The organism is Streptomyces sp. NPDC020965 (genome assembly GCF_044333555.1).
In the GTDB taxonomy this organism is placed as follows: domain Bacteria; phylum Actinomycetota; class Actinomycetes; order Streptomycetales; family Streptomycetaceae; genus Streptomyces.
The window spans coordinates 108351-127717 of the sequence record NZ_JBIRRE010000011.1 but is presented as its reverse complement, the minus strand read 5'-3'; the positions used below and the strand labels follow the sequence as shown (position 1 = coordinate 127717).

Below are 19367 nucleotides of genomic sequence, written 5' to 3'. Positions count from 1 at the left end.
GGCGCAACCCGTCATCCGGGCACGCGATGTGACCATGACGTACGGCGACAACGATGTCCTCCAAGGCATCGATCTCGACATCCACCGCGGCGAGGTCTTCGCACTGCTCGGGCCCAACGGCGCCGGGAAGACCACCACCGTCGAGATCCTGGAGGGCTTCCGGCAGCGCACCTCCGGCGAGGTCCGCGTACTCGGCGCGGATCCGGAGCGGGGCGACGACGCCTGGCGCGGTCGCATCGGACTGGTCCTACAGTCCTGGCGCGACCACCGCCGCTGGCGGGTCGCCGAGTTGCTGACGCACTTCGCGACGTACTACCCCGACCCGCGCGACCCGGTCGAGCTGCTGGCCCTGGTCGGCCTCACCGACCGGGCCGACCAGCGGGTGGACCGACTCTCCGGCGGCCAGCGGCGACGACTGGATGTCGCGCTCGGCATCGTCGGCCGTCCCGAACTCCTCTTCCTGGACGAGCCGACCACCGGATTCGACCCGGAGGCGCGGCACGAGTTCCATGTCCTGATCGAACGACTGGCCCGCGACGACGGCGTCACCGTCCTGCTCACCACACACGATCTGGTGGAGGCCGAGCGGCTCGCCGACACGATCGCCATGCTGGTCAGCGGCCGGATCCGGGCCTTCGGCACCCCATCGGAACTGGCCCGCCGGGCCGCCGCACAGGCCGAGGTCCGCTGGACAGCCGGCGACGGGACGCCCCACCGCGTACGGACCGAGGACCCCTCACGGCTGGTCTGGGAACTGCACCAGGAGGCGGACGGCCCCATCGCCGGTCTGGAGGTCCGCCGCCCGACGCTGGAGGACACCTATTTGCACATGGTGCACCAGGCCAACGACGCCACGGACGGCACGAACGGCACGGACACGGCGGCACGGACGCCAGGAGGGGAACACCGGTGACGAACGAGACGGACAGGGCCGACGAGGCCCATGCGCCGGGCCCGGCGGACGGGAACGACGCACCGGGCGCGACGGGGAAACCGCGCCGCCCCAGCCGTCGCTACTGGCGTGCCGGCCTCCGCCGCGGCGGCATCGAGCTGCGGCATCTCCTGCGCGACCCCAAGGAGTTGTCCGGCCCGCTGACCAATGTGGTCGTCGCGCTGCTGATCGGCGCCTACATCAGCGACGCCGTACCCGGCACCCGGACCCCGATGGCCCATCTGGTGCTCGCGGGCTTCGCCGCCTATCTGGTGTTCCAGATCGGGCTGATCAACCTCCCGCAGATACTCGTGACCGAACGGGAGGAGGGTGCCCTGCTGCGGCTGCGCGCCACTCCGGGTGGGATACCGGCCTATCTCATCGCCAAATGCCTGTTCGTGGTCGTGCTGGCGGTCGGCACTCTGGCCCTGCTCCTGGCGGCGGCGGCGCTGCTGGTGGACGGGCCTCTGCCGCACGGCCCCGGGGGCTGGGTGACGCTGCTGTGGGTCACCACGCTCGGACTGCTCGCCGTCGTACCGCTGGGCGCGGCCATCGGTGCCGTCCTGCCCAACCCGCGCGAGGCGCTGGCGTTGATCATGCTGCCCGCGATGGGGCTACTGGTCGCTTCCGGAGCGGTCTTCCCGATCACCTCGCTGCCCCTGCCGGTCCAGCAGGTGGCCTCGGTCTTCCCGCTGAAGTGGATGGCCCAGGGCCTGCGCTCGGCGCTGCTGCCGGACTCCGCACGGGCCGCCGAAGCGGCCGGCTCCTGGGAGCTGCCCATGGTCGCCCTGGTACTGACCGCATGGGCGGCCCTCGGGTTCCTCCTCGCGATCCCCCTGCTGCGCCGCGCCGCCCGCCGCGAGTCCGGTTCCCGCCTGGCCGCGCGCCACCGCAAGGCGGCACAGAGCGGCGCGATGCCCTCGTAGGCGGGCTCGTGAGGCCGCTTAGGCCCGGTCCGGGCGATGTTGTCGGGCCCGCGACGACAGCTACGGCCGTCCCCTCGGCCCTTGGTGCCTGGGGAGACCCCACGCCTCGACCCACGGAGGCCCGGGGAGGCCCGGGGAGGCCCCACGCCTCGGCCCACGGGGCCTGGGGGGACCCCCACGCTGAGTTGTCCGGAGTCATCGAAGCCATCGGGGTACGTCCAGTACGAGGACGACCTCCCCCTGGCTTCGCCTAGGGGACCCTCACCGCCTTGCGATACGTCCCCTAGGCCCTTGGGGCCTGGGGAGGCCCCACGCCTAGGCCCTTGCGGACCTGGGGAGACCCCACACCACGGCCCCTGCGGGCCTGGGGAGACCCCACGCCTCGGCCCTTGCGGGCCTGGGGAGGCCCCACGCATCTGACGCCGCGGGCTGACCCTCGAAGATCGCCCGGACAGGACCTGGTGCCGTGGGCCCCCGGCGGCCTCAGCCCGGCCGCGGCCGGATCCGGAGCGGCTAGGGCCAGGGGAGGGCGATCCAGACGGTCTTACCGCCCTCCGGGGTCGGGATCACTGACAACCGCCCCCCGCATTCGGCCATCAGGCTGCGGACGATGACCATGCCCCGCCCGTTGTCCTGCCGGACCGCGGCCGGCAGCCGTTGGGGCCAGCGGGGGTGACTGTCGGTCACCCCGATGCGGAGATTCTCGTCCCGCTCCAGGATCAGATCGACGGTGAAGGTCGGCGACTGGCCGAAAGTGTGCTGAACGGCGTTGGTGGTCAGCTCCGAGACGATCAACCGGACGGTGTCGACGGCGTCGGAATCGGCCGACAGGCCCCACTCGGAGACGACATCGGTGGCGTAGGCCCGGGCCGCGGACACCGAGGCGGGATCGCTCGGCAGGGTGATGGAGGCTTCCTGAAGGTCTGCCATGGCGACGTCTGTCCCTTTCCCACCACGGCCGGACTCCCCCTCGTGGCGGAGGGATGCGCGGACGGCCGTGGCTTGCGCTGTCGCGCCAGACTGCCATTCATCCCGCGCCAAAGAGCGGTGATCCACCAAAGTGCGCACATATCTGTCGTTCCCGGTGGTGAACCCTCCTCAGCGAGGACATATTCGGCCACTTACTCCCCGTGAAGCACGGTCGAACCGAGCGGATGAACGAAAGTGGTCGAACACGACAACCACCCCGAGCCGGACCGAGGTTCCGGCCGGGGTGTCAGCCGGCCGGCGCGGTCCGCGCGATGGTCGTGACCGCCCAATCGATCTGCTCATCGGTCAGATCGGCGCGGGCCGTCAGCCTGAGCCGGGAGACCCCGTCCGGCACCGATGGTGGGCGGAAACAACCCACTCCGAGCCCGGCCGCCCGGCAGTCGGCCGCCCAGCCCACCGCCGCATCGGCGGACGGCGCCCGCACCGAGATCACCGCCGCGTCCGGGCGCACGGCGGTCAGACCACGCGCCGTCAGACCGCGGTGCAGGCGCACCGCGACCACGCGCACCCGTCGCGCCCGCTCCGGTTCGGCGCCCAGCAGCCGCAGCCCGGCCAGGGCGGCACCCGCGGCGGCCGGTGCGAGCCCCGTGTCGAAGATGAAGGTCCGGGCGGTGTTGACCAGATGGTCGATCACCCGCGCCGGCCCCAGGACGGCACCGCCCTGGCTCCCCAGGGACTTGGAGAGCGTGACCGTGGCGACCACCCCCGCGCTCCCGGCGATCCCCGCGGCGTGCGGCGCGCCCCGCCCGCCGTCGCCGAGCACTCCGAGGCCGTGCGCGTCGTCCACCAGCAGCGCCGCGCCGTGCGCCCGGCAGGCGTCGGCGACGGCCGCCAGCGGCGCCGCGTCCCCGTCCACCGAGAAGACCGAGTCGGTCACCGCGAGCGAGCGCCGTCCCGGATGCGCGCCGAGCGTCTTCCGCACGGCCGCCGCGTCCGCGTGCGGGACGATCGCCGTCTCCGCCCGGGAGAGCCGGCAACCATCCACGATCGAGGCGTGGTTGGACGCGTCGGAGACGATCAGCGAGCCCGCGGCGGTCAGCGCGGTCACGGCGGCCAGGTTGGCGGCGTAGCCGGAGGACAGCACCAGCCCGGCCTCGAACCCGCAGAAGGCGGCGAGTTCGCCTTCGAGTTCGGCGTGCAGCGCGGTGCTACCGGTGACCAGCCGGGAACCGGTGGAACCGGCACCCCAGCGGCGCGCCGCCGCGGCGGCGGCCCCGGTGATCGCGGGGTGGCGGGTGAGCCCGAGATAGTCGTTGCCGGCGAGATCCAGCAGGGTGGCGTCGGCGGGGCGGGGCCGCAGCGCGCGCACGAGGCCGGCGCGCTCCCGGCGACGCGCCTCCTCGTCGATCCAGTCGAACGGGTCCTGGTTCACGGTGCTCCGGTCCTCCGTTCAGGCGCCCGCCCGGTGTCCGATTCGGGGGACCCGTACGGCGCCCCGCGCCGCGCGCATTTTGTAGGCAGCGCACAGACCCTAACCGGCGCCGCTCAAGGAACCGATGTGGCCATACACACACCTCAACAGCGGTCTGTTGTGGGATTCCGCCTTTCCTCCGACGTGTGCGGTACGCCAGGATCGGCGCCATGGACCTGCTGAACACGCTGGTGGAGAAGGGGCTGCGGCGCGAGTCGCCGACCCGTGAAGAGGCGCTCGCCGTCCTGGCGACCTCCGACGACGAGTTGCTCGACGTGGTGGCGGCGGCGGGCCGGGTACGCCGTCAGTGGTTCGGCCGTCGGGTGAAGCTGAACTACCTCGTCAACCTCAAGTCGGGGCTCTGCCCCGAGGACTGTTCGTACTGTTCCCAGCGGCTCGGGTCGAAGGCGGAGATCCTCAAGTACACCTGGTTGAAACCGGATGAGGCGTCACGGGCGGCGGCCGCCGGGGTCGCGGGCGGCGCCAAGCGCGTCTGTCTGGTCGCGAGCGGCCGGGGTCCGACCGACCGGGACGTCGACCGGGTCTCCAAGACCATCGAGGCGATCAAGGAACAGAACGAAGGGGTCGAGGTCTGCGCCTGCCTCGGACTGCTCCAGGCCGGACAGGCGGAGCGGCTCCGGGACGCGGGGGCCGACGCGTACAACCACAATCTCAACACGTCCGAGGGAACCTACGGGGACATCACCTCCACCCACACCTACGCGGACCGGGTGGAGACCGTGCGGCACGCCCAGGGCGCGGGCCTGTCGGCCTGCTCGGGCCTGATCGCGGGCATGGGCGAACGGGACGAGGATCTGGTCGACGTGGTCTTCGCACTGCGCGAACTGGACCCGGACTCGGTGCCGGTGAACTTCCTGATCCCGTTCGAGGGCACCCCGCTGGCGAAGGAGTGGAACCTCACTCCGCAGCGCTGTCTGCGGATTCTGGCGATGACCCGGTTCGTCTGCCCGGACGTCGAGGTACGACTGGCGGGCGGGCGGGAGGTCCATCTGCGGTCGTTGCAGCCGCTCGCGCTGCACCTGGTGAACTCCATCTTCCTGGGCGACTATCTGACCAGCGAGGGTCAGGCGGGCCAGGCCGATCTGGACATGATCGCGGACGCGGGGTTCGAGGTGGAGGGCGCGGGCACCACGACGCTCCCTGAGCACCGGGCGGCCGGCGGCTGCGGATCGGTCTGCGCCGACACCCCGGCAGCGACTGCCGGGACCGACGAGACGCCCGCCACCGGCCCCCGGACAGATCTGGTGGCGGTGCGCCGCCGCGGCGCCGGCACCGATCTGGCGCCCAATGCCTGAGCACCTCTCCCCCGGTGAGCTGGTGGCGCTGGACCGGGCCCATGTCTGGCATCCGTACGGCCCGATGCCGGGCCGGGTCGACCCGCTCGTCGTGGAATCGGCATCGGGGGTACGGCTGAGGCTCGCCGAACCGGTCCACGGCCAGCGGGAGCTGCTCGACGGCATGTCGTCGTGGTGGTCGGCGATCCACGGCTACAACCATCCCGTCCTCAATGAGGCCGCACAGAGCCAGTTGGGGCGGATGAGCCATGTGATGTTCGGCGGGCTCACCCATGAGCCCGCCGTCCGGCTGGCCACCCGACTGGTCGAGATCACACCCGAACCACTGCGGCACGTCTTCCTCAGCGACTCGGGCTCGGTCGCGGTCGAGGTCGCGGTCAAGATGTGCCTCCAGTTCTGGCGCTCGACCGGCCACCCGGCGAAACAACGGCTGCTCACCTGGCGTGGCGGATACCACGGCGACACCTGGCAGCCGATGTCGGTCTGCGACCCCGACGGCGGAATGCACCAGCTCTGGTCGGGAGCGCTACCGCGGCAGATCTTCGCCGACGCACCACCGGCCGACTTCGACCCGGCCTACGCGGACCGGCTGCGCGCCCTGGTGGCCCGGCACGCCGACGAACTCGCGGCGGTGATCGTGGAACCGGTGGTCCAGGGCGCGGGCGGGATGCGGTTCCACTCCCCCGCCTATCTGGAGGTGCTGCGGGAGGCGTGCGACGCCTACGGGGTGCTGCTGATCTTCGACGAGATAGCGACCGGGTTCGGACGGACGGGAAAGCTGTTCGCCGCCGAGTGGGCGGATGTCTCGCCGGATGTGATGTGCCTGGGGAAGGCGCTCACGGGCGGCTATCTGACGATGGCGGCGACGCTCTGCTCCGCGCGAGTGGCGGAGGGCATCTCCCGCGGCGAGGTCCCGGTACTGGCCCATGGCCCGACGTTCATGGCCAATCCGCTGGCGGCCTCGGTGGCGAACGCCTCGATCGACCTCCTGCTCTCCCGGGACTGGTCCCGGGAGGTGGCCCGGCTGGAATCGGGGTTGCGCGAGGGACTGGCCCCGGCCACGGGAGTGCCGGGGGTGAAGGACGTACGGGTGCTGGGCGGTATCGGGGTCGTCCAGTTGGACCACGAGGTGGACATGGCGGCGGCGACGGAGGCGGCGGTGCGCGCGGGCGTATGGCTGCGGCCGTTCCGGGACCTGGTCTATGTGATGCCGCCCTATGTGATGTCGGAGGACGATCTGGCGCAGGTCTGCGCCGGGGTCTGCGCGGCGGCCCGAGCGTCCTGAGCCCCCACCCCCACTCACTCCTCACTCACCCCTTCACTTCACCACCCTCCCCCGGCCCCCCCGCCCCCACAGCAGATCAAGAGAGGCAGCACAGCACCATGTCCGTCATCGTCGTCTCCGGAACCGGAACCGAGATCGGGAAGACCGTGGTCACCGCCGCGCTGGTCGCCCTCGCGGGAGCGACCGGCGCACGCATCGCCGTACTGAAACCCGCGCAGACCGGAGTGGGTCCTGGCGAGCCGGGTGATCTGGCCGAGGTGGCGCGGCTCGGCGGCGAGGCGCACGGGGTGGAGCTGGTTCGGTTCGGTGAGCCGCTGGCACCCGCCACCGCCGCGCGACGGGCCGGCGCGGCCGGGGTGCGGGCCGAGGAGGTGGCGGAGACGGTCGAGAAGCTCCGTACGGAGTACGACCTGGTGTTGGTCGAGGGCGCCGGGGGGCTGCTCGTCCGCTTCCACGACGGCGGTGACACCCTCGCCGACGCCGCACGACTGCTCGCCGCCCCGGTGCTCGTCGTCACCCCGGCCGGGCTCGGCACCCTCAACTCGGTCGCGCTGACCGGCGAGGCCCTGCGGGCACGCGGGGTGGAGCAGCTCGGGGTGGTCGTCGGTAGCTGGCCGGAGGTGCCGGACCTCGCTGCGCGGTGCAATCTCGTGGATCTGCCGGAGGCCGCCGGGGCACCACTGCTCGGGGCGGTGCCGGAGGGGGCGGGACGGCTGGCACCCGCGGAGTTCCGGGCGGCGGCGGGGGGCTGGCTGGGACCGAGCCTCGGGGGCGGATGGGACGCGGAGGCGTTCACCGCCGCCGTAGGCTGAGGAGATGCGCGCACGAATCGACGAGATCGTCTACGACTGCCACGACCCCGCCCGGCTGGTGCGTTTCTGGGCGGCCCTGCTCGGCGGGGAACCGGTGGACCGCAGCCCCGACTGGTCCTATGTCGACCCGCCAGGGCCGCTACGGATCGCCTTCCAGCGGGTACCGGAGGGCAGGGCCGGCAAGAACCGGCTCCATGTGGATCTCGTGGCCGGTGACGTCGACGCCGCGGCGGACGAGGCCGTGACGCTCGGCGCCGTACGGCTGGGACCGCCCGTCGCCGACGACTACGGGCGGTTCCAGGTTCTCGCGGATCCCGAGGGAAACGAATTCTGCTTCGTCCCTTCCGGGCACGCCGAGTCCGAATGATCCGGAGCCCGGGTGATCCGGAGCCCGGGTGATCCGGAGCCCGGGAGCGCTCAGCCGCTCCAGCGGCGCAGCTCGTCGGCGATCACCCGGACGTCCGCCTTGCCCTCCTGGACCAGCCGCGCCAGGTCCCGTACCCGCTCGGGCGTCGTGACGACCTTCAGCCCGCTGGCGACCAGATAGCCATAGGCGACGGCGGACGCGAACAGCGCGTTGGAGCGCTCCAACGCGGGGACGAGCACGAGCAGTTGGAGCAGGGCGGCGGCACGGGCGTACGGATCGCTGTAGACGGGGATGCCGAAGATCTCCGCCTCATGGCGGCTGACGGCTGCCACGAGGGCTCCCCAGTCCGCCACCTGAGGATCTCCCGGCGTCTTGTGTTCGGCGATCATCAACAGCCAGGCGAGGTCGATCCGCAGGGTCAACGCGCGCCTTCGGGGCCCGCCGTACCGCGGCCGGTCCGTTCATCGCCCGTGCCGCCGCCGGTCCGATCGTCACCCGCACCACGCCCGGCCCGATCGTCACCCTTGCCGCTGCCGATCGTCCTCGCCCCGTGCCCCCCGAAGCCCTCCCCGAACTCCTCCGCGAAGACCGTCTCGTACTGCTTCATGAAGTCCGACGCCGCGTCCACGAAGGTACGGCCCTGCTCCCCCGCGTCCTGCTGGACCAACTCTTCGATGTAGCGGTTGACGCTCATACCGCGCTGCTGGGCCCGTTGGCGCGCCGTCTGTGCCGTGGACTCGTCCACGCGAACGTTCAACTGGGTCTTGGCCATGCCACAACGCTAGCGCGCGGACGCTAGCTCCACCACTCGACTGAGAGGACGGCGAGCGGGTACCGACACGGGGAGCGGTGGCGACGCTGGGTGAAGCCGTCAGGTGATCCCGGCCGGTCCGCGCGCTGGGTAGTCTTGTCCGACCTTCCCTTCGTTGGACTTTGCCGGTCCTTTACGATGGGTGGAACATCACTCTCCGTATGAAAGGTGTGAGCGTCCGTCCATGGACGAGCCTCCCAGTAGACGTCGTCGAGCAGTCCCTCCCCCCCTGACTGATCATGGGACGGAGGTGACCCGATGACTGAAGTGCTACTTCTGTTCGTGGCGCTGTTGCTCTCCCTCGCGTGCGGTGTGTTCGTGGCGGCGGAATTCTCCCTCACCACGATCGAGCGCGGAGACCTCGAACGCGCCGCCGAGCGTGGTGAGCGCGGAGCCGCCAGCGCCCTGAAGGCCGTACGCGGCCTCACCTTCCAGCTCTCCGGGGCCCAGCTCGGCATCACCGTCACCAACCTGGTCGTCGGCATGCTCTCCGAGCCCTCGATCTCGAAGCTGATCCGCGGTCCCGTCGAGGACCTCGGTATCTCCCCCTCGATCGCCTCGTCGATCGCCCTGGTCCTCGGTACCGCGCTCTCCACGGTGGTGCTGATGGTCGTCGGCGAGCTGGTTCCCAAGAACTGGGCCATCTCGTCGCCGCTGGCCGTGGCGAAGGTCGTGGCCCCGGCCCAGCGGCTGTTCACGGCTGCCTTCAAGCCCCTCATCAGCCACCTCAACAACACCGCCAACCGCATTCTGCGACGCCTCGGCATGGAACCGACCGAGGAGCTGGCCTCCGCCCGCAGCCCGCAGGAGCTCGTCGCCCTCGCCCGTCACTCCGCCAAGGAGGGCGCGCTGGAGGCGGACACCGCCGAGCTGTTCGTCCGCACCCTGCACCTGGCCGAGCTGACCGCGGAGAACGTCATGACCCCGCGCGTCCAGGTCACGGCGCTGGAGGTGCAGGCCACGGCGGAGGACGTCGCCAACGCCACCCGCGCGACCGGGCTCTCCCGCTTCCCCGTGTACCGGGGGAATCTGGACACCGTCGTCGGTATCGCGCACATCAAGGACGTCCTGGCCGTGCCCGCCCATCTGCGGCCGCGCCGGAGCGTGGCCGAGGTGCTGCGGGAACCGCTGCTGGTGCCCGAGACCCTGACCGTCGACCGCTTGATGGACCGCCTGGGCGGCCGGTCCACGATGGCCGTCGTCATCGACGAGTACGGCGGTACCGCCGGCGTCGTGACGATGGAGGACATCGTGGAGGAGGTCGTCGGCGAGGTGCGGGACGAGCACGACCCGCATGAGACCCCCGACCTGGCCGCGGCCGGTCAGGACGCCGACGGCAGGTCGCTGTGGTCGGCCGACGGCGCCGCCCGTACCGACCAGCTCGAACGGGTCGGTCTGAAGGTGCCGGAGGGCCCGTACGAGACCCTCGCCGGTCTGGTCGCCACCGAACTGGGCCGCATCCCCGCGGAAGGCGACCGCATCGACCTGGAGGGCTGGCGGCTGGACGTGGTCGACGCGTCCGGGCGGCGCGCCGCCCGGGTGCTGATGCACGCGCCGGAGCCGGGGCTCGCCGGAGACGAGATGGCTGAATCCCGCTCCGTCGGGGTCGGGTCCGGCCGGTCCGCCGGCGGCTCCGGTGCCGCTGGTTCCGCCGCTTCCGGGAGGGACGGCCGATGATCGCCATCCAGTTGTTCATCGGTTTTCTGACCCTGGTGGTCAACGCCTTCTTCGTCGGCGCGGAGTTCGCCCTGATCTCCGTGCGCCGCAGCCAGATCGAACCCGAGGCGGAGGCCGGCAACCGCCGGGCCCGCAGTGTGCTGTGGGGTCTGGAGCATGTGTCGGCGCTGCTGGCGGCGGCACAGCTCGGCATCACCCTGTGCACCCTGATCCTGGGTATCGTCGCCGAACCCGCCATCGCGCACCTGTTGGAGCCGGTGTTCCACTCGTTGGGCGTGCCGGAGGGCGCGATCCATCCGATCTCGTTCGTGATCGCGCTGTCGCTGGCGACCTATCTGCACATGCTGCTGGGCGAGATGGTGCCGAAGAACATCGCGCTGGCCGAGCCGACGCGCACCGCGCTGCTCCTCGGTCCGCCGCTGGTGGCGCTGGCGCGGGCGCTGCGTCCGGTGATCTTCACGATCAACGCCTTCGCCAACACCCTGCTGAAGCTGTTGCGGGTCGAGGCCAAGGACGAGGTCGCCGCCACCTACTCGGACGACGAACTCGCCCGGATGGTGCGGGACGCGGGCGACGCCGGGCTGCTGGACGACCGTTCGGCGGAGCGGCTGCGGGACGCGCTGGAACTGGGCCGCCGCCCGGTGCGCGATGTGGTCATGCCGGTGGAGCAGGTCGTGTACGCCCGGGTCGGGACCACTCCGGAGCAGCTCGAACAGTTGTCGGCCGAGTCCGGGTTCTCACGCTTCCCGGTGATCGACGCGGGCCGCAGCATCCTCGGCTATCTCCATGTGAAGGACGCCCTGGACGCCACGCCGCGTGATGTGCCCTTCCCGGTCACGGCGATGCGACCGATCGCCCGGGTGCGCGCGGTGGCTCCGCTGGACGACGTGCTGACGGCGATGCGCCGCAGCCGGACCCATCTGGCGGCCGTCCTCGACGAGGACGGCACCCCGGAGGGTCTGGTCACCATGGAGGACGTGCTGCGGGAGCTGGTCGGCAGGCGCGACTGAGTTCTGTCGTACGAGGGCGGGCGGCCCCGGGTCTCGATGAGGCCCGGGGCCGCCGTCCCATGGGTGCCCCCGCACCGGTCGCCGCGCGGGCGGCACTCCGCTCCCGGCGAGGAGAACGCCGCTCCCGATTCGGACCGGCGGCGGGACCATACCGCGCGGTACGATCGCTCCGCCATGGTGATGAGTGCTGACTACACAAGCTTTGTCGCGGTAGGGGATTCCTTTACCGAGGGCATGTCGGATCTACTGCCCGACGGCACCTACCGCGGGTGGGCGGATCTCCTCGCGACCCGGATGGCGACCCGTACACCCGGGTTCCGGTACGCGAATCTCGCCGTCCGCGGCAAGCTCATCGGCCAGATCGTGGACGAGCAGGTCGATATCGCGGTGGCGATGCGCCCGGACCTGGTGACACTGGTCGGCGGCCTCAACGACGCCCTGCGCCCGAAGTGCGATATGGGCAGGGTGCGCGGACTGCTGGAGGAGGCCGCGGCGAAGCTGGCGCCCGCGTGCCAACAGTTGGTACTGATGCGCAGCCCCGGACGGGAGGGGCCGGTGCTGGATCGGTTCCGCCCACGGATGGAACAGTTGTTCGGGTACGTCGACGAAGTAGCCGCCCGGCACGGTGCGCTGGTGGTGGACCTGTACGGCTCCGGAGCGCTCGGCGATCAGCGGCTCTGGGACCGGGACCGGCTCCATCTGACGGCGGAGGGGCACCGGCGGGTCGCCGAGGCCGTGTGGGAGACGCTCGGACTGGCGGCGGAGGACGACTGGCGGACACCGCTGCCGCCCGCCGTGCCGATGGGCTGGGGCGCGCGGCGGGCCGAGGACCTCCGGTTCGCGCGGCGGCACCTGGGGCCGTGGATCGGGCGCCGGCTGACGGGGCGCTCCTCCGGCGACGGCCTGCCCGCCAAGCGGCCGGAGCTGCTGCCGTACGAGTCGCCGCAGCGGGCCGATTCACTGCCACCACGGCCCGACGTGCCTCCGAACCGGCCTCTGGAACGGCCTGCGGAGTTCGAGGACCCGGCGCCCTGAGCCGCGCCCGGCGCCTGGGTTGCGAAGGTCCCTCCCCAGGGCCCCGCCTGGAGCACCTCCCCCGGGGGCCTTCCGGCGTCCCCGGGAGTCGGCCCGACGGCCGGGGACGGCCCCTCTCGCGGCCCACCAGCCGGACCGGGGCGCCGGCCTGCGGAAACCGCCAGTAGAATCTGGCCGTGTGACTGCTGTGTCTGCGAAGCCTCGTATCCCCAATGTCCTGGCCGGCCGCTACGCCTCTGCGGAGCTGGCTGCCCTGTGGTCCCCCGAGCAGAAGGTACGGCTGGAGCGTCAGCTCTGGCTCGCGGTGCTGCGCGCGCAGCGGGACCTCGGCGTCGAGGTGCCCGAATCTGCCGTCGCCGACTATGAGCGCGTCCTTGACCAGGTCGACCTCGCGTCGATCGCCGAGCGGGAGAAGGTCACCCGCCACGATGTGAAGGCGCGCATCGAAGAGTTCAACGCGCTCGCCGGGCATGAGCAGATCCACAAGGGAATGACCTCCCGGGACCTCACCGAGAACGTCGAGCAGCTCCAGATCCGCCGTTCCCTGGAGCTGACCCGGGACCGTACGGTCGCGGTCCTCGCCCGGCTGGGCCGGCTCGCCGGGGAGTATGCCGAGCTGGTGATGGCAGGGCGTTCGCACAATGTCGCGGCGCAGGCCACGACGCTCGGCAAGCGGTTCGCGACGACGGCCGACGAGCTGCTGGTGGCGTACGGCCGCCTGGAGGAGCTGATCGCCCGGTACCCGCTGCGCGGGATCAAGGGCCCGGTCGGCACGGCGCAGGACATGCTCGATCTGCTGGGCGGTGACGCGGCGAAGCTCGCCGATCTGGAGCAGCGGGTCGCCGGGCACCTTGGTTTCTCCGACGCCTTCACCTCGGTCGGCCAGGTCTACCCCCGTTCCCTCGACTACGACGTGGTCTCCGCGCTGGTGCAGTTGGCCGCCGCGCCCTCGTCGCTCGCCAAGACGATCCGGCTGATGGCCGGGCACGAACTGGTCACCGAGGGCTTCAAGCCCGGTCAGGTCGGCTCGTCCGCGATGCCGCACAAGATGAACACGCGCTCCTGCGAGCGGGTCAACGGTCTGATGGTGATCCTGCGCGGCTACGCCTCGATGACGGGCGAGCTGGCGGGCGACCAGTGGAACGAGGGCGATGTGTCGTGCTCGGTGGTGCGCCGGGTGGCGCTGCCGGACGCGTTCTTCGCCTTCGACGGACTGCTGGAGACCTTCCTGACGGTGCTGGACGAGTTCGGCGCCTTCCCCGCCGTCGTCGCCCGGGAGCTCGACCGCTACCTCCCCTTCCTCGCCACCACCAAGGTGCTGATGGCCGCCGTACGGGCCGGAGTGGGCCGTGAGGTCGCCCATGAGGCGATCAAGGAGAACGCGGTCGCTTCGGCGCTGGCGATGCGGGAGCAGGGCGCTGAGCGCAATGAGCTGCTCGACAAGCTCGCTGCGGACGAGCGCGTTCCGCTGGACCGGGGTCAGCTCGACGCCCTGATGGCCGACAAGCTGTCGTTCACCGGGGCCGCCGCCGACCAGGTCGCCGCCGTGGTCTCCCGTATCGAGGACGTCGTGAAGCGGCACCCGGCGGCCGCCGCCTACACCCCGGGGTCGATCCTCTGACACCCGACGAGCGGGAAGCCGCCCGCGACCGCGTCATCGACGACGTGGTCGCGGACGGTCTCGCCGTACTCTTCTGCGGGATCAACCCCGGGCTGATGTCGGCGGCGACCGGCCACCACTTCGCCCGCCCGGGGAACCGGTTCTGGCCGGTACTGGAGCTGTCGGGGTTCACCCCCCGGCAGCTCCAGCCGTCGGAGCAGCGCGAGTTGCTCACGTACGGCCTCGGGATCACCAATGTGGTCGCGCGGGCGACCGCGCGCGCCGACGAGCTGACCGACGACGAGTTCCGGGCGGGCGGGCGGCTGCTGACCGCCAAGGTGGAGCGACTGCGTCCGCGGTGGCTGGCCGTCGTCGGCATCACCGCCTACCGCACGGCCTTCGGCGACCGCACGGCGCGGATCGGTCCGCAGGAGCGCGTCATCGGCGCGACGCGGCTCTGGGCGCTGCCCAATCCGAGCGGGCTGAACGCGCACTGGACCGCGGAGTCGATGGCCGAGGAGTTCGGACGGCTGCGGGAGGCGGCCGAATCGCCCGTTTGAGATCTTCTCGGACGGTGGGGTCTCCCGGGCCGGGAGGCCCTGCGCAGAACGTCCGTTGCACCCTTTGCAGCGATCGTGCGCGGCCCTGCGGCCAGCGAGTACGATCCGGCAGACACACACGCCCGAACCGCACGAGCGAGGGCTGGAAGGACACATGGTGGGGCGGCTGACCGGCGGGGATCCGTCGCTGCTGCGGCGGATCAACTCCGCGGTGGTACTCCATGCGCTGCGGGGAGCAGGCTCCCCCACGCTCACGGATCTGACCCGGGCGACCGGCCTGTCCCGGCCGACGGTCGAAGGTGTGATCGAGGGACTGATCGAGGCGGGGCTGGTCGCCGAGTCCCTGCCCGAGGAGGGCGAGGCGCGCCGTCAGGGCCGCCCGGCGCGGCGGTTCCGCTTCCGGGTGGAAGCGGGGCATCTGCTGGGCGTGGAGATCGGCCCGCACCGGGTCGCCGCGCTGGTCTCCGGACTGGACGGGCGCATCATCGGCGCGGGGTTCCGCGAGGTGTCCGAGTCGGCGTCCGCCGCCGACCGGCTGGAGCGGGTCCGGCTGGTGATCGCCGATGTGCTGCGGCGCACCGGGATCCCCCGCACCAGTCTGCGGGCCGTCGGGGTGGGGTCGCCGGGGATAGTGGAGGCGGACGGGACGGTACGGCTGGGGACGGCGCTGCCCGGCTGGACCGGGCTACAGCTCGGGCACCGGCTCCAGCGTTCGTTCCGCTGTCCGGTGCTGGTGGAGAACGACGCCAACGCGGCGGCGGTCGCCGAGCACTGGAAGGGGTCCGCACGGGACTCCGACGACATCGTCTTCGTGCTGGCCGGGCTGAGCCCCGGCGCGGGGTCGCTGATCGGCGGCCGGCTGCACCGAGGCTTCGGCGGGGCGGCGGGGGAGATCGGGGCCCTGCACCTGCTGGGGCGCGAGGTACGGCCCGAAACGCTGCTGTCGACCACGGACGAGCCGCTGCACCCGCTGGACGAGCAGGCGGTGGCCAATGTGTTCGCACTGGCCAGGCAGGGGGACTCACGGGCCCAGGCGGCGGTCGAGCGGTTCATCCAGCGGCTGGTGCACGATGTGGCGGCGCTGGTGCTGGCGTTCGATCCCGAGCTGGTGGTGGTCGGCGGCTGGGCGGCCGGGCTCGACGGCGTACTCGATCCGCTCCGTGACGAGCTGGCGCGGTACTGTCTGCGCCCGCCGCGGGTGACCCTGTCACTGCTCGGTGAGGCGGCCGTGGCGACGGGCGCGCTGCGGCTGGCGCTCGATCATGTGGAGAAGGAGCTGTTCGCGGTGGAGAGCACGGTGACGGCCCGGCGTTGAGCCGGCCGGACCCGGTCTGAGAGGGGCCAGGGCCGGCCTTCAGAGGGCCGGGGCCGGCCCGACAGACCTGGCTACGGTCTGGGGGTACGTTCGAGCCCCCCTGCCGCCTCGGGGCGGCAGGGGGGCTCGAACGATTCTCGGTGTGCGACGTGCCCACTTGCGTCGCGGACGCGCCTTACCTGATTACCTGAGAGGGCTTCCGGGACGCCGTGCTCAGTAAGCCCGGCGCTCCGTCCTGTGTGGTGCCGCGGTCAGAAACCCCGGCGCACTGTCCTGTGTCATGTGCCGGGCTCAGGCAGCCCGGCGCACTGTCCTGTGTCATGTGCCGCGTTCAGGAGGCCCGGCGCTCCGTCCCGTGGTGGCTGATCTCCACGTCGCCCGAGGCGCCGAAGGTCAGCCGGCAGGTGTCCGCCCGGTAGGTGGCGACGGTCACGGCCGCCGTCCTGCCCCGGGAGAAGTAACGCGTGGTGACGAGCAGCACGGGCGCGCCCGGGAGCCGGTCAAGCTCCTTGGCGTCGTCGGCACGGGCCGACCCCAGCTCCACCGCGCGGTCCTGTCCGTCGAGGTCGAGGCGTTGCAACTCGCGCAGCACCGCCCGCGCCAGCGCCGCTCCCGAGGGTGCGTCTATGGCCGTCAGCTCGGGCACGGACGAAGCCGGCACATAGAGCAGTTCGGCCGCGACCGGCTGACCGTGAGTGACGCGCAGCCTTCGCAGCGCGTATGTCTGATCGTCGGCACCGGTCCCCAGCACCCGGGCCACCGCCGCGGGCGGTACGGCCTTGGCGCAGTCGAAGGACTGCCAGGCGTCCTGCGCCGACCCGGGCCAGGCGTGCTGGGTCGTCGAGACGTCCACTCCCATGCGCGGCGGGGCGACGGTCGTACCGACACCCCGGCGCCGCTGGAGCCGCCCTTCGAGTTCGAGTTGTTCGAGTGCTTGTCGGAGCGTCGCGCGCGCGACTCCGAAGCGAGCCGCCAGATCCCGTTCGTTCGGCAGGATCTCCCCGACGGCGAAGTCCGAGTCGAGTGCTTCGCCAATCACTGTCTTGAGGTGCCAGTACTTCGGTTCCGGCACTGATTCCAGCTGCGTGGTCCCCACCCTGATCCTCCGCATTTCGCCGTGTCAGCGGCGGCTTTTCCGCGCCTTTGTTTATTAAAGGTTCCTGCACTATCTCTGCCGACCATAGGGCTGTAGGTCACCTTGGTCAAGACCAATCCTGCGGTCGCCATTCCACGAAGTCGACTCACTTGGCCGAGCATTCACGCGCCGTTAGCACCCCAGTGAAGCGCCCACACCGCCCTGTCCATGGGTTTTCGGACAGGGGGCAGGACAGGCGAGGCGTACGCTCACGCGGTGGCCACCCCGGAGAGTTTGTCGGGGTTGCGCACGATGTAGACACACTGGATGCGCCCGTTCGCGATCCCGAGCTGGAGCACCGTGTCCGGCCTTCCGGCCGACAGGACGAGCAGTGCCGGGGCGCCATTGATCTCGACGAATCGCAACACCATGTCCGGATCCGGCTCTTTCGCCACAGCGAAAAGGAATCGTCCGACCTTGTCCGCAGTCTCCATGATCCGCAGGGGTGCCTTGGATTTGCCGCCGCTGTCGCCGATCAGGCGCACATCGGGGGCGAGGAGGGAGAGCAGGGCATCAAGATCGCCGCCTGATGCGGCGGCCAGAAAGCGTTCGGTCAGATCCCGACATTGTGCGGGATCCACGTCATACCGGGGTTTGCGCTCCTCGACATGACGGCGCGCGCGTGCCGCGAGCTGGCGCACGGCGGCCTCGGACCGGTCGAGGGTGGCGGCGATCTCGGCGTACGGGAACCCGAACGCCTCACGGAGCACGAACACCGCCCGCTCCGAAGGGGAGAGCGACTCCAGCACGACCAGTACGGCGAAGGAGATGGATTCGGCGAGAACTGCCTGTTCAGCAAGGTCGTCGGGGGCGGTGCCCCAGGCTGCCGTGGCGATCGGCTCGGGCAGCCAGGGGCCGACATAGGACTCGCGCCGCGACTGGAGGTGACGCAGTCGGTCGACGGCGAGGCGGGTGGTGATCCGTACCAGATAGCCGCGTGGCGCCACGACGTCCGCCCGATCCTGGGCCGACCAACGCAGCCAGGCTTCCTGCACCACGTCCTCGGCGTCGGACACACGTCCGAGCATGCGATAGGCCACTCCGGTCAGGAGGGGCCGGTGCTCTTCGAAGACGTCGGTCAGAGTGTCGGTCGCCACCTACCCATCCCAACCGACATCACCGTCGGTGTCCAGGCGATCGGGGTGCGTCACTCGTCACGACGGCTGGAAGTGACAGTCCCCTTGAACTGGAAGCTACCGGACGGTAATTGTTACGGACGGGCCGTCCACCACACGGGGAGGGGGCCACGGCAGGAAGCGGTGGACATGGCGGCGACGATTTCCTTCCCCGTCGCATCACCCCGGGGCAGCCGGACAGTGGCCGTTTCGTACGAGCGAAAAGGCACCGGCGAACCGCTGCTGCTGCTCCATGGCATAGGCCACCACCGCCAGGCGTGGGACCCGGTCATCGACATCCTGGCCGTTGAGCGCGAGGTGATCGCCATCGACCTGCCCGGATTCGGTGTCTCGGCGCCGCTGCCCGACGGTGTCCCGTACGAACTGCCGGCCCTCGCCTCGGTCCTGGGCGCGCTCTGCACGGCGCTGGACATCGGACGACCGCACGTCGCGGGCAACTCGCTCGGCGGGCTGCTGGCCCTGATGCTGGCGCGGGAGAATCTCGTACGGTCCGCGACGGCCCTGTCGCCCGCGGGGTTCTGGAGCGAGAGCGAGCGGATGTACGCCTTCGGGACGCTGCGGGCGCTGCGGGCGGCGGCGCGTTCCCTGCCGCTGCCCATGATCGAACGGCTCTCCCGTACGCCGGCCGGCCGGGCGGCGCTGACCGGCATCATCTGTGCGCGGCCCGGCCGGCGCTCGCCCGGGGCGGTCGTCGCCGAGACCTTGGCGCTGCGGACCGCTACCGGTTTCGACCGGACGCTCGCCGCGGGCCGCGACGGGCTCTTCACCGACGACATCACCGGTGTCCCGGTCACCATCGCCTGGGGCACCCGGGATCTGCTGCTCCCGCGCCGCCAGGGAATCCGCGCCAAACACACCGTGCCGGGCGCCCGGCTCATCCGGCTACCGGGCTGCGGTCATGTCCCGATGAACGACGACGCGGCGCTGGTCGCCCGCGTCCTGCTCGACGGTAGCGGGGGCGGGGCGGCCCCCGGGGGCGACGCCGGCTGACGCGCGCACCACCCGGGGCGGCCTCGGCTCCCCCCGGCCGCCCTGGGCCTAGAGGGTCTA

18 protein-coding genes and 1 pseudogene are annotated in these 19367 nt (G+C 71.4%); 13 read left to right on the top strand and 6 right to left on the bottom strand.

What is annotated here, in order from left to right; genetic code table 11:
* Window positions 1-34: 34 nt before the first annotated feature.
* Both ACH4S7_RS29490 and ACH4S7_RS29485 read left to right on the top strand, forming a co-directional pair.
* Window positions 35-913, top strand: a complete 879-nt coding sequence (locus ACH4S7_RS29490; RefSeq protein WP_398524378.1) for an ABC transporter ATP-binding protein — start codon at window positions 35-37, stop codon at window positions 911-913.
* Between the two features lie 131 nt (window positions 914-1044).
* A complete protein-coding gene (locus ACH4S7_RS29485) occupies window positions 1045-1857 on the top strand; it encodes an ABC transporter permease (RefSeq protein ID WP_398524478.1) in 813 nt (270 codons plus the stop codon).
* A gap of 513 nt (window positions 1858-2370) precedes the next feature.
* Here the strand turns inward: ACH4S7_RS29485 and ACH4S7_RS29480 are convergent.
* Together ACH4S7_RS29480 and ACH4S7_RS29475 are read right to left on the bottom strand one after the other, a co-directional pair.
* Window positions 2371-2787: an ATP-binding protein gene (locus ACH4S7_RS29480; protein WP_398524377.1), complete on the bottom strand. Its 417-nt coding sequence runs from the start codon at window positions 2785-2787 to the stop codon at window positions 2371-2373.
* A 286-nt stretch (window positions 2788-3073) separates the two neighbouring features.
* Window positions 3074-4219, bottom strand: a complete 1146-nt coding sequence (locus ACH4S7_RS29475; protein WP_398524376.1) for an 8-amino-7-oxononanoate synthase — start codon at window positions 4217-4219, stop codon at window positions 3074-3076.
* A gap of 209 nt (window positions 4220-4428) precedes the next feature.
* Between ACH4S7_RS29475 and bioB the strand changes: the two genes are divergently transcribed.
* The 4 genes from bioB (at window position 4429) to ACH4S7_RS29455 (ending at window position 8038) form a co-directional block, all read left to right on the top strand.
* Window positions 4429-5574, top strand: coding sequence for a biotin synthase BioB (gene bioB, locus ACH4S7_RS29470; protein ID WP_398524375.1), 1146 nt, complete (start codon window positions 4429-4431; stop codon window positions 5572-5574).
* On the top strand, window positions 5567-6859 hold the full coding sequence (locus ACH4S7_RS29465) for an adenosylmethionine--8-amino-7-oxononanoate transaminase (protein WP_398524374.1): 1293 nt from the start codon (window positions 5567-5569) through the stop codon (window positions 6857-6859). Before bioB ends, ACH4S7_RS29465 begins: the two co-directional genes overlap by 8 nt.
* A 98-nt stretch (window positions 6860-6957) precedes the next feature.
* Window positions 6958-7671, top strand: a complete 714-nt coding sequence (bioD, locus tag ACH4S7_RS29460; protein WP_398524373.1) for a dethiobiotin synthase — start codon at window positions 6958-6960, stop codon at window positions 7669-7671.
* A 4-nt stretch (window positions 7672-7675) separates the two neighbouring features.
* Window positions 7676-8038: a VOC family protein gene (locus tag ACH4S7_RS29455; RefSeq protein ID WP_398524372.1), complete on the top strand. Its 363-nt coding sequence runs from the start codon at window positions 7676-7678 to the stop codon at window positions 8036-8038.
* A gap of 50 nt (window positions 8039-8088) precedes the next feature.
* On the opposite strand, the gene ACH4S7_RS29450 is transcribed toward ACH4S7_RS29455, so the two are convergent.
* Both ACH4S7_RS29450 and ACH4S7_RS29445 read right to left on the bottom strand, forming a co-directional pair.
* Window positions 8089-8460, bottom strand: a complete 372-nt coding sequence (locus ACH4S7_RS29450) for a fic family toxin-antitoxin system, toxin component (protein ID WP_398524371.1) — start codon at window positions 8458-8460, stop codon at window positions 8089-8091.
* 146 nt (window positions 8461-8606) lie between these two features.
* Window positions 8607-8810: pseudogene (locus ACH4S7_RS29445) on the bottom strand (DUF6364 family protein); the annotation flags it as partial.
* Between the two features lie 297 nt (window positions 8811-9107).
* On the opposite strand from ACH4S7_RS29445, the gene ACH4S7_RS29440 reads away from it, so the two are divergent.
* The 6 genes from ACH4S7_RS29440 to ACH4S7_RS29415 all read left to right on the top strand — a co-directional run bounded on the left by ACH4S7_RS29440 (window position 9108) and on the right by ACH4S7_RS29415 (window position 16046).
* On the top strand, window positions 9108-10526 hold the full coding sequence (locus ACH4S7_RS29440; protein ID WP_398524370.1) for a hemolysin family protein: 1419 nt from the start codon (window positions 9108-9110) through the stop codon (window positions 10524-10526).
* Window positions 10523-11536: a hemolysin family protein gene (locus tag ACH4S7_RS29435; protein ID WP_398524369.1), complete on the top strand. Its 1014-nt coding sequence runs from the start codon at window positions 10523-10525 to the stop codon at window positions 11534-11536. The genes ACH4S7_RS29440 and ACH4S7_RS29435 overlap by 4 nt, the downstream gene beginning before the upstream one ends.
* Before the next feature lie 174 nt (window positions 11537-11710).
* Entirely contained in the window at window positions 11711-12571 is an 861-nt protein-coding gene (locus ACH4S7_RS29430; RefSeq protein WP_398524368.1) for an SGNH/GDSL hydrolase family protein, read from the top strand.
* Window positions 12572-12749: 178 nt separating this feature from the next.
* Entirely contained in the window at window positions 12750-14192 is a 1443-nt protein-coding gene (gene purB / locus ACH4S7_RS29425) for an adenylosuccinate lyase (RefSeq protein WP_398524367.1), read from the top strand.
* Between the two features lie 44 nt (window positions 14193-14236).
* Window positions 14237-14731: a G/U mismatch-specific DNA glycosylase gene (gene mug, locus ACH4S7_RS29420; RefSeq protein ID WP_398524366.1), complete on the top strand. Its 495-nt coding sequence runs from the start codon at window positions 14237-14239 to the stop codon at window positions 14729-14731.
* Between the two features lie 157 nt (window positions 14732-14888).
* A complete protein-coding gene (locus ACH4S7_RS29415) occupies window positions 14889-16046 on the top strand; it encodes an ROK family transcriptional regulator (protein ID WP_398524365.1) in 1158 nt (385 codons plus the stop codon).
* 331 nt (window positions 16047-16377) lie between these two features.
* On the opposite strand, the gene ACH4S7_RS29410 is transcribed toward ACH4S7_RS29415, so the two are convergent.
* Both ACH4S7_RS29410 and ACH4S7_RS29405 read right to left on the bottom strand, forming a co-directional pair.
* Window positions 16378-17142 (bottom strand): GntR family transcriptional regulator, encoded by a 765-nt coding sequence (locus ACH4S7_RS29410; RefSeq protein ID WP_398524364.1) that lies wholly within the window; start codon window positions 17140-17142, stop codon window positions 16378-16380.
* A 248-nt stretch (window positions 17143-17390) separates the two neighbouring features.
* On the bottom strand, window positions 17391-18278 hold the full coding sequence (locus ACH4S7_RS29405; protein WP_398524363.1) for an RNA polymerase sigma-70 factor: 888 nt from the start codon (window positions 18276-18278) through the stop codon (window positions 17391-17393).
* A gap of 168 nt (window positions 18279-18446) precedes the next feature.
* On the opposite strand from ACH4S7_RS29405, the gene ACH4S7_RS29400 reads away from it, so the two are divergent.
* Entirely contained in the window at window positions 18447-19307 is an 861-nt protein-coding gene (locus tag ACH4S7_RS29400; protein ID WP_398524362.1) for an alpha/beta fold hydrolase, read from the top strand.
* The last annotated feature ends 60 nt before the right edge of the window (window positions 19308-19367 follow it).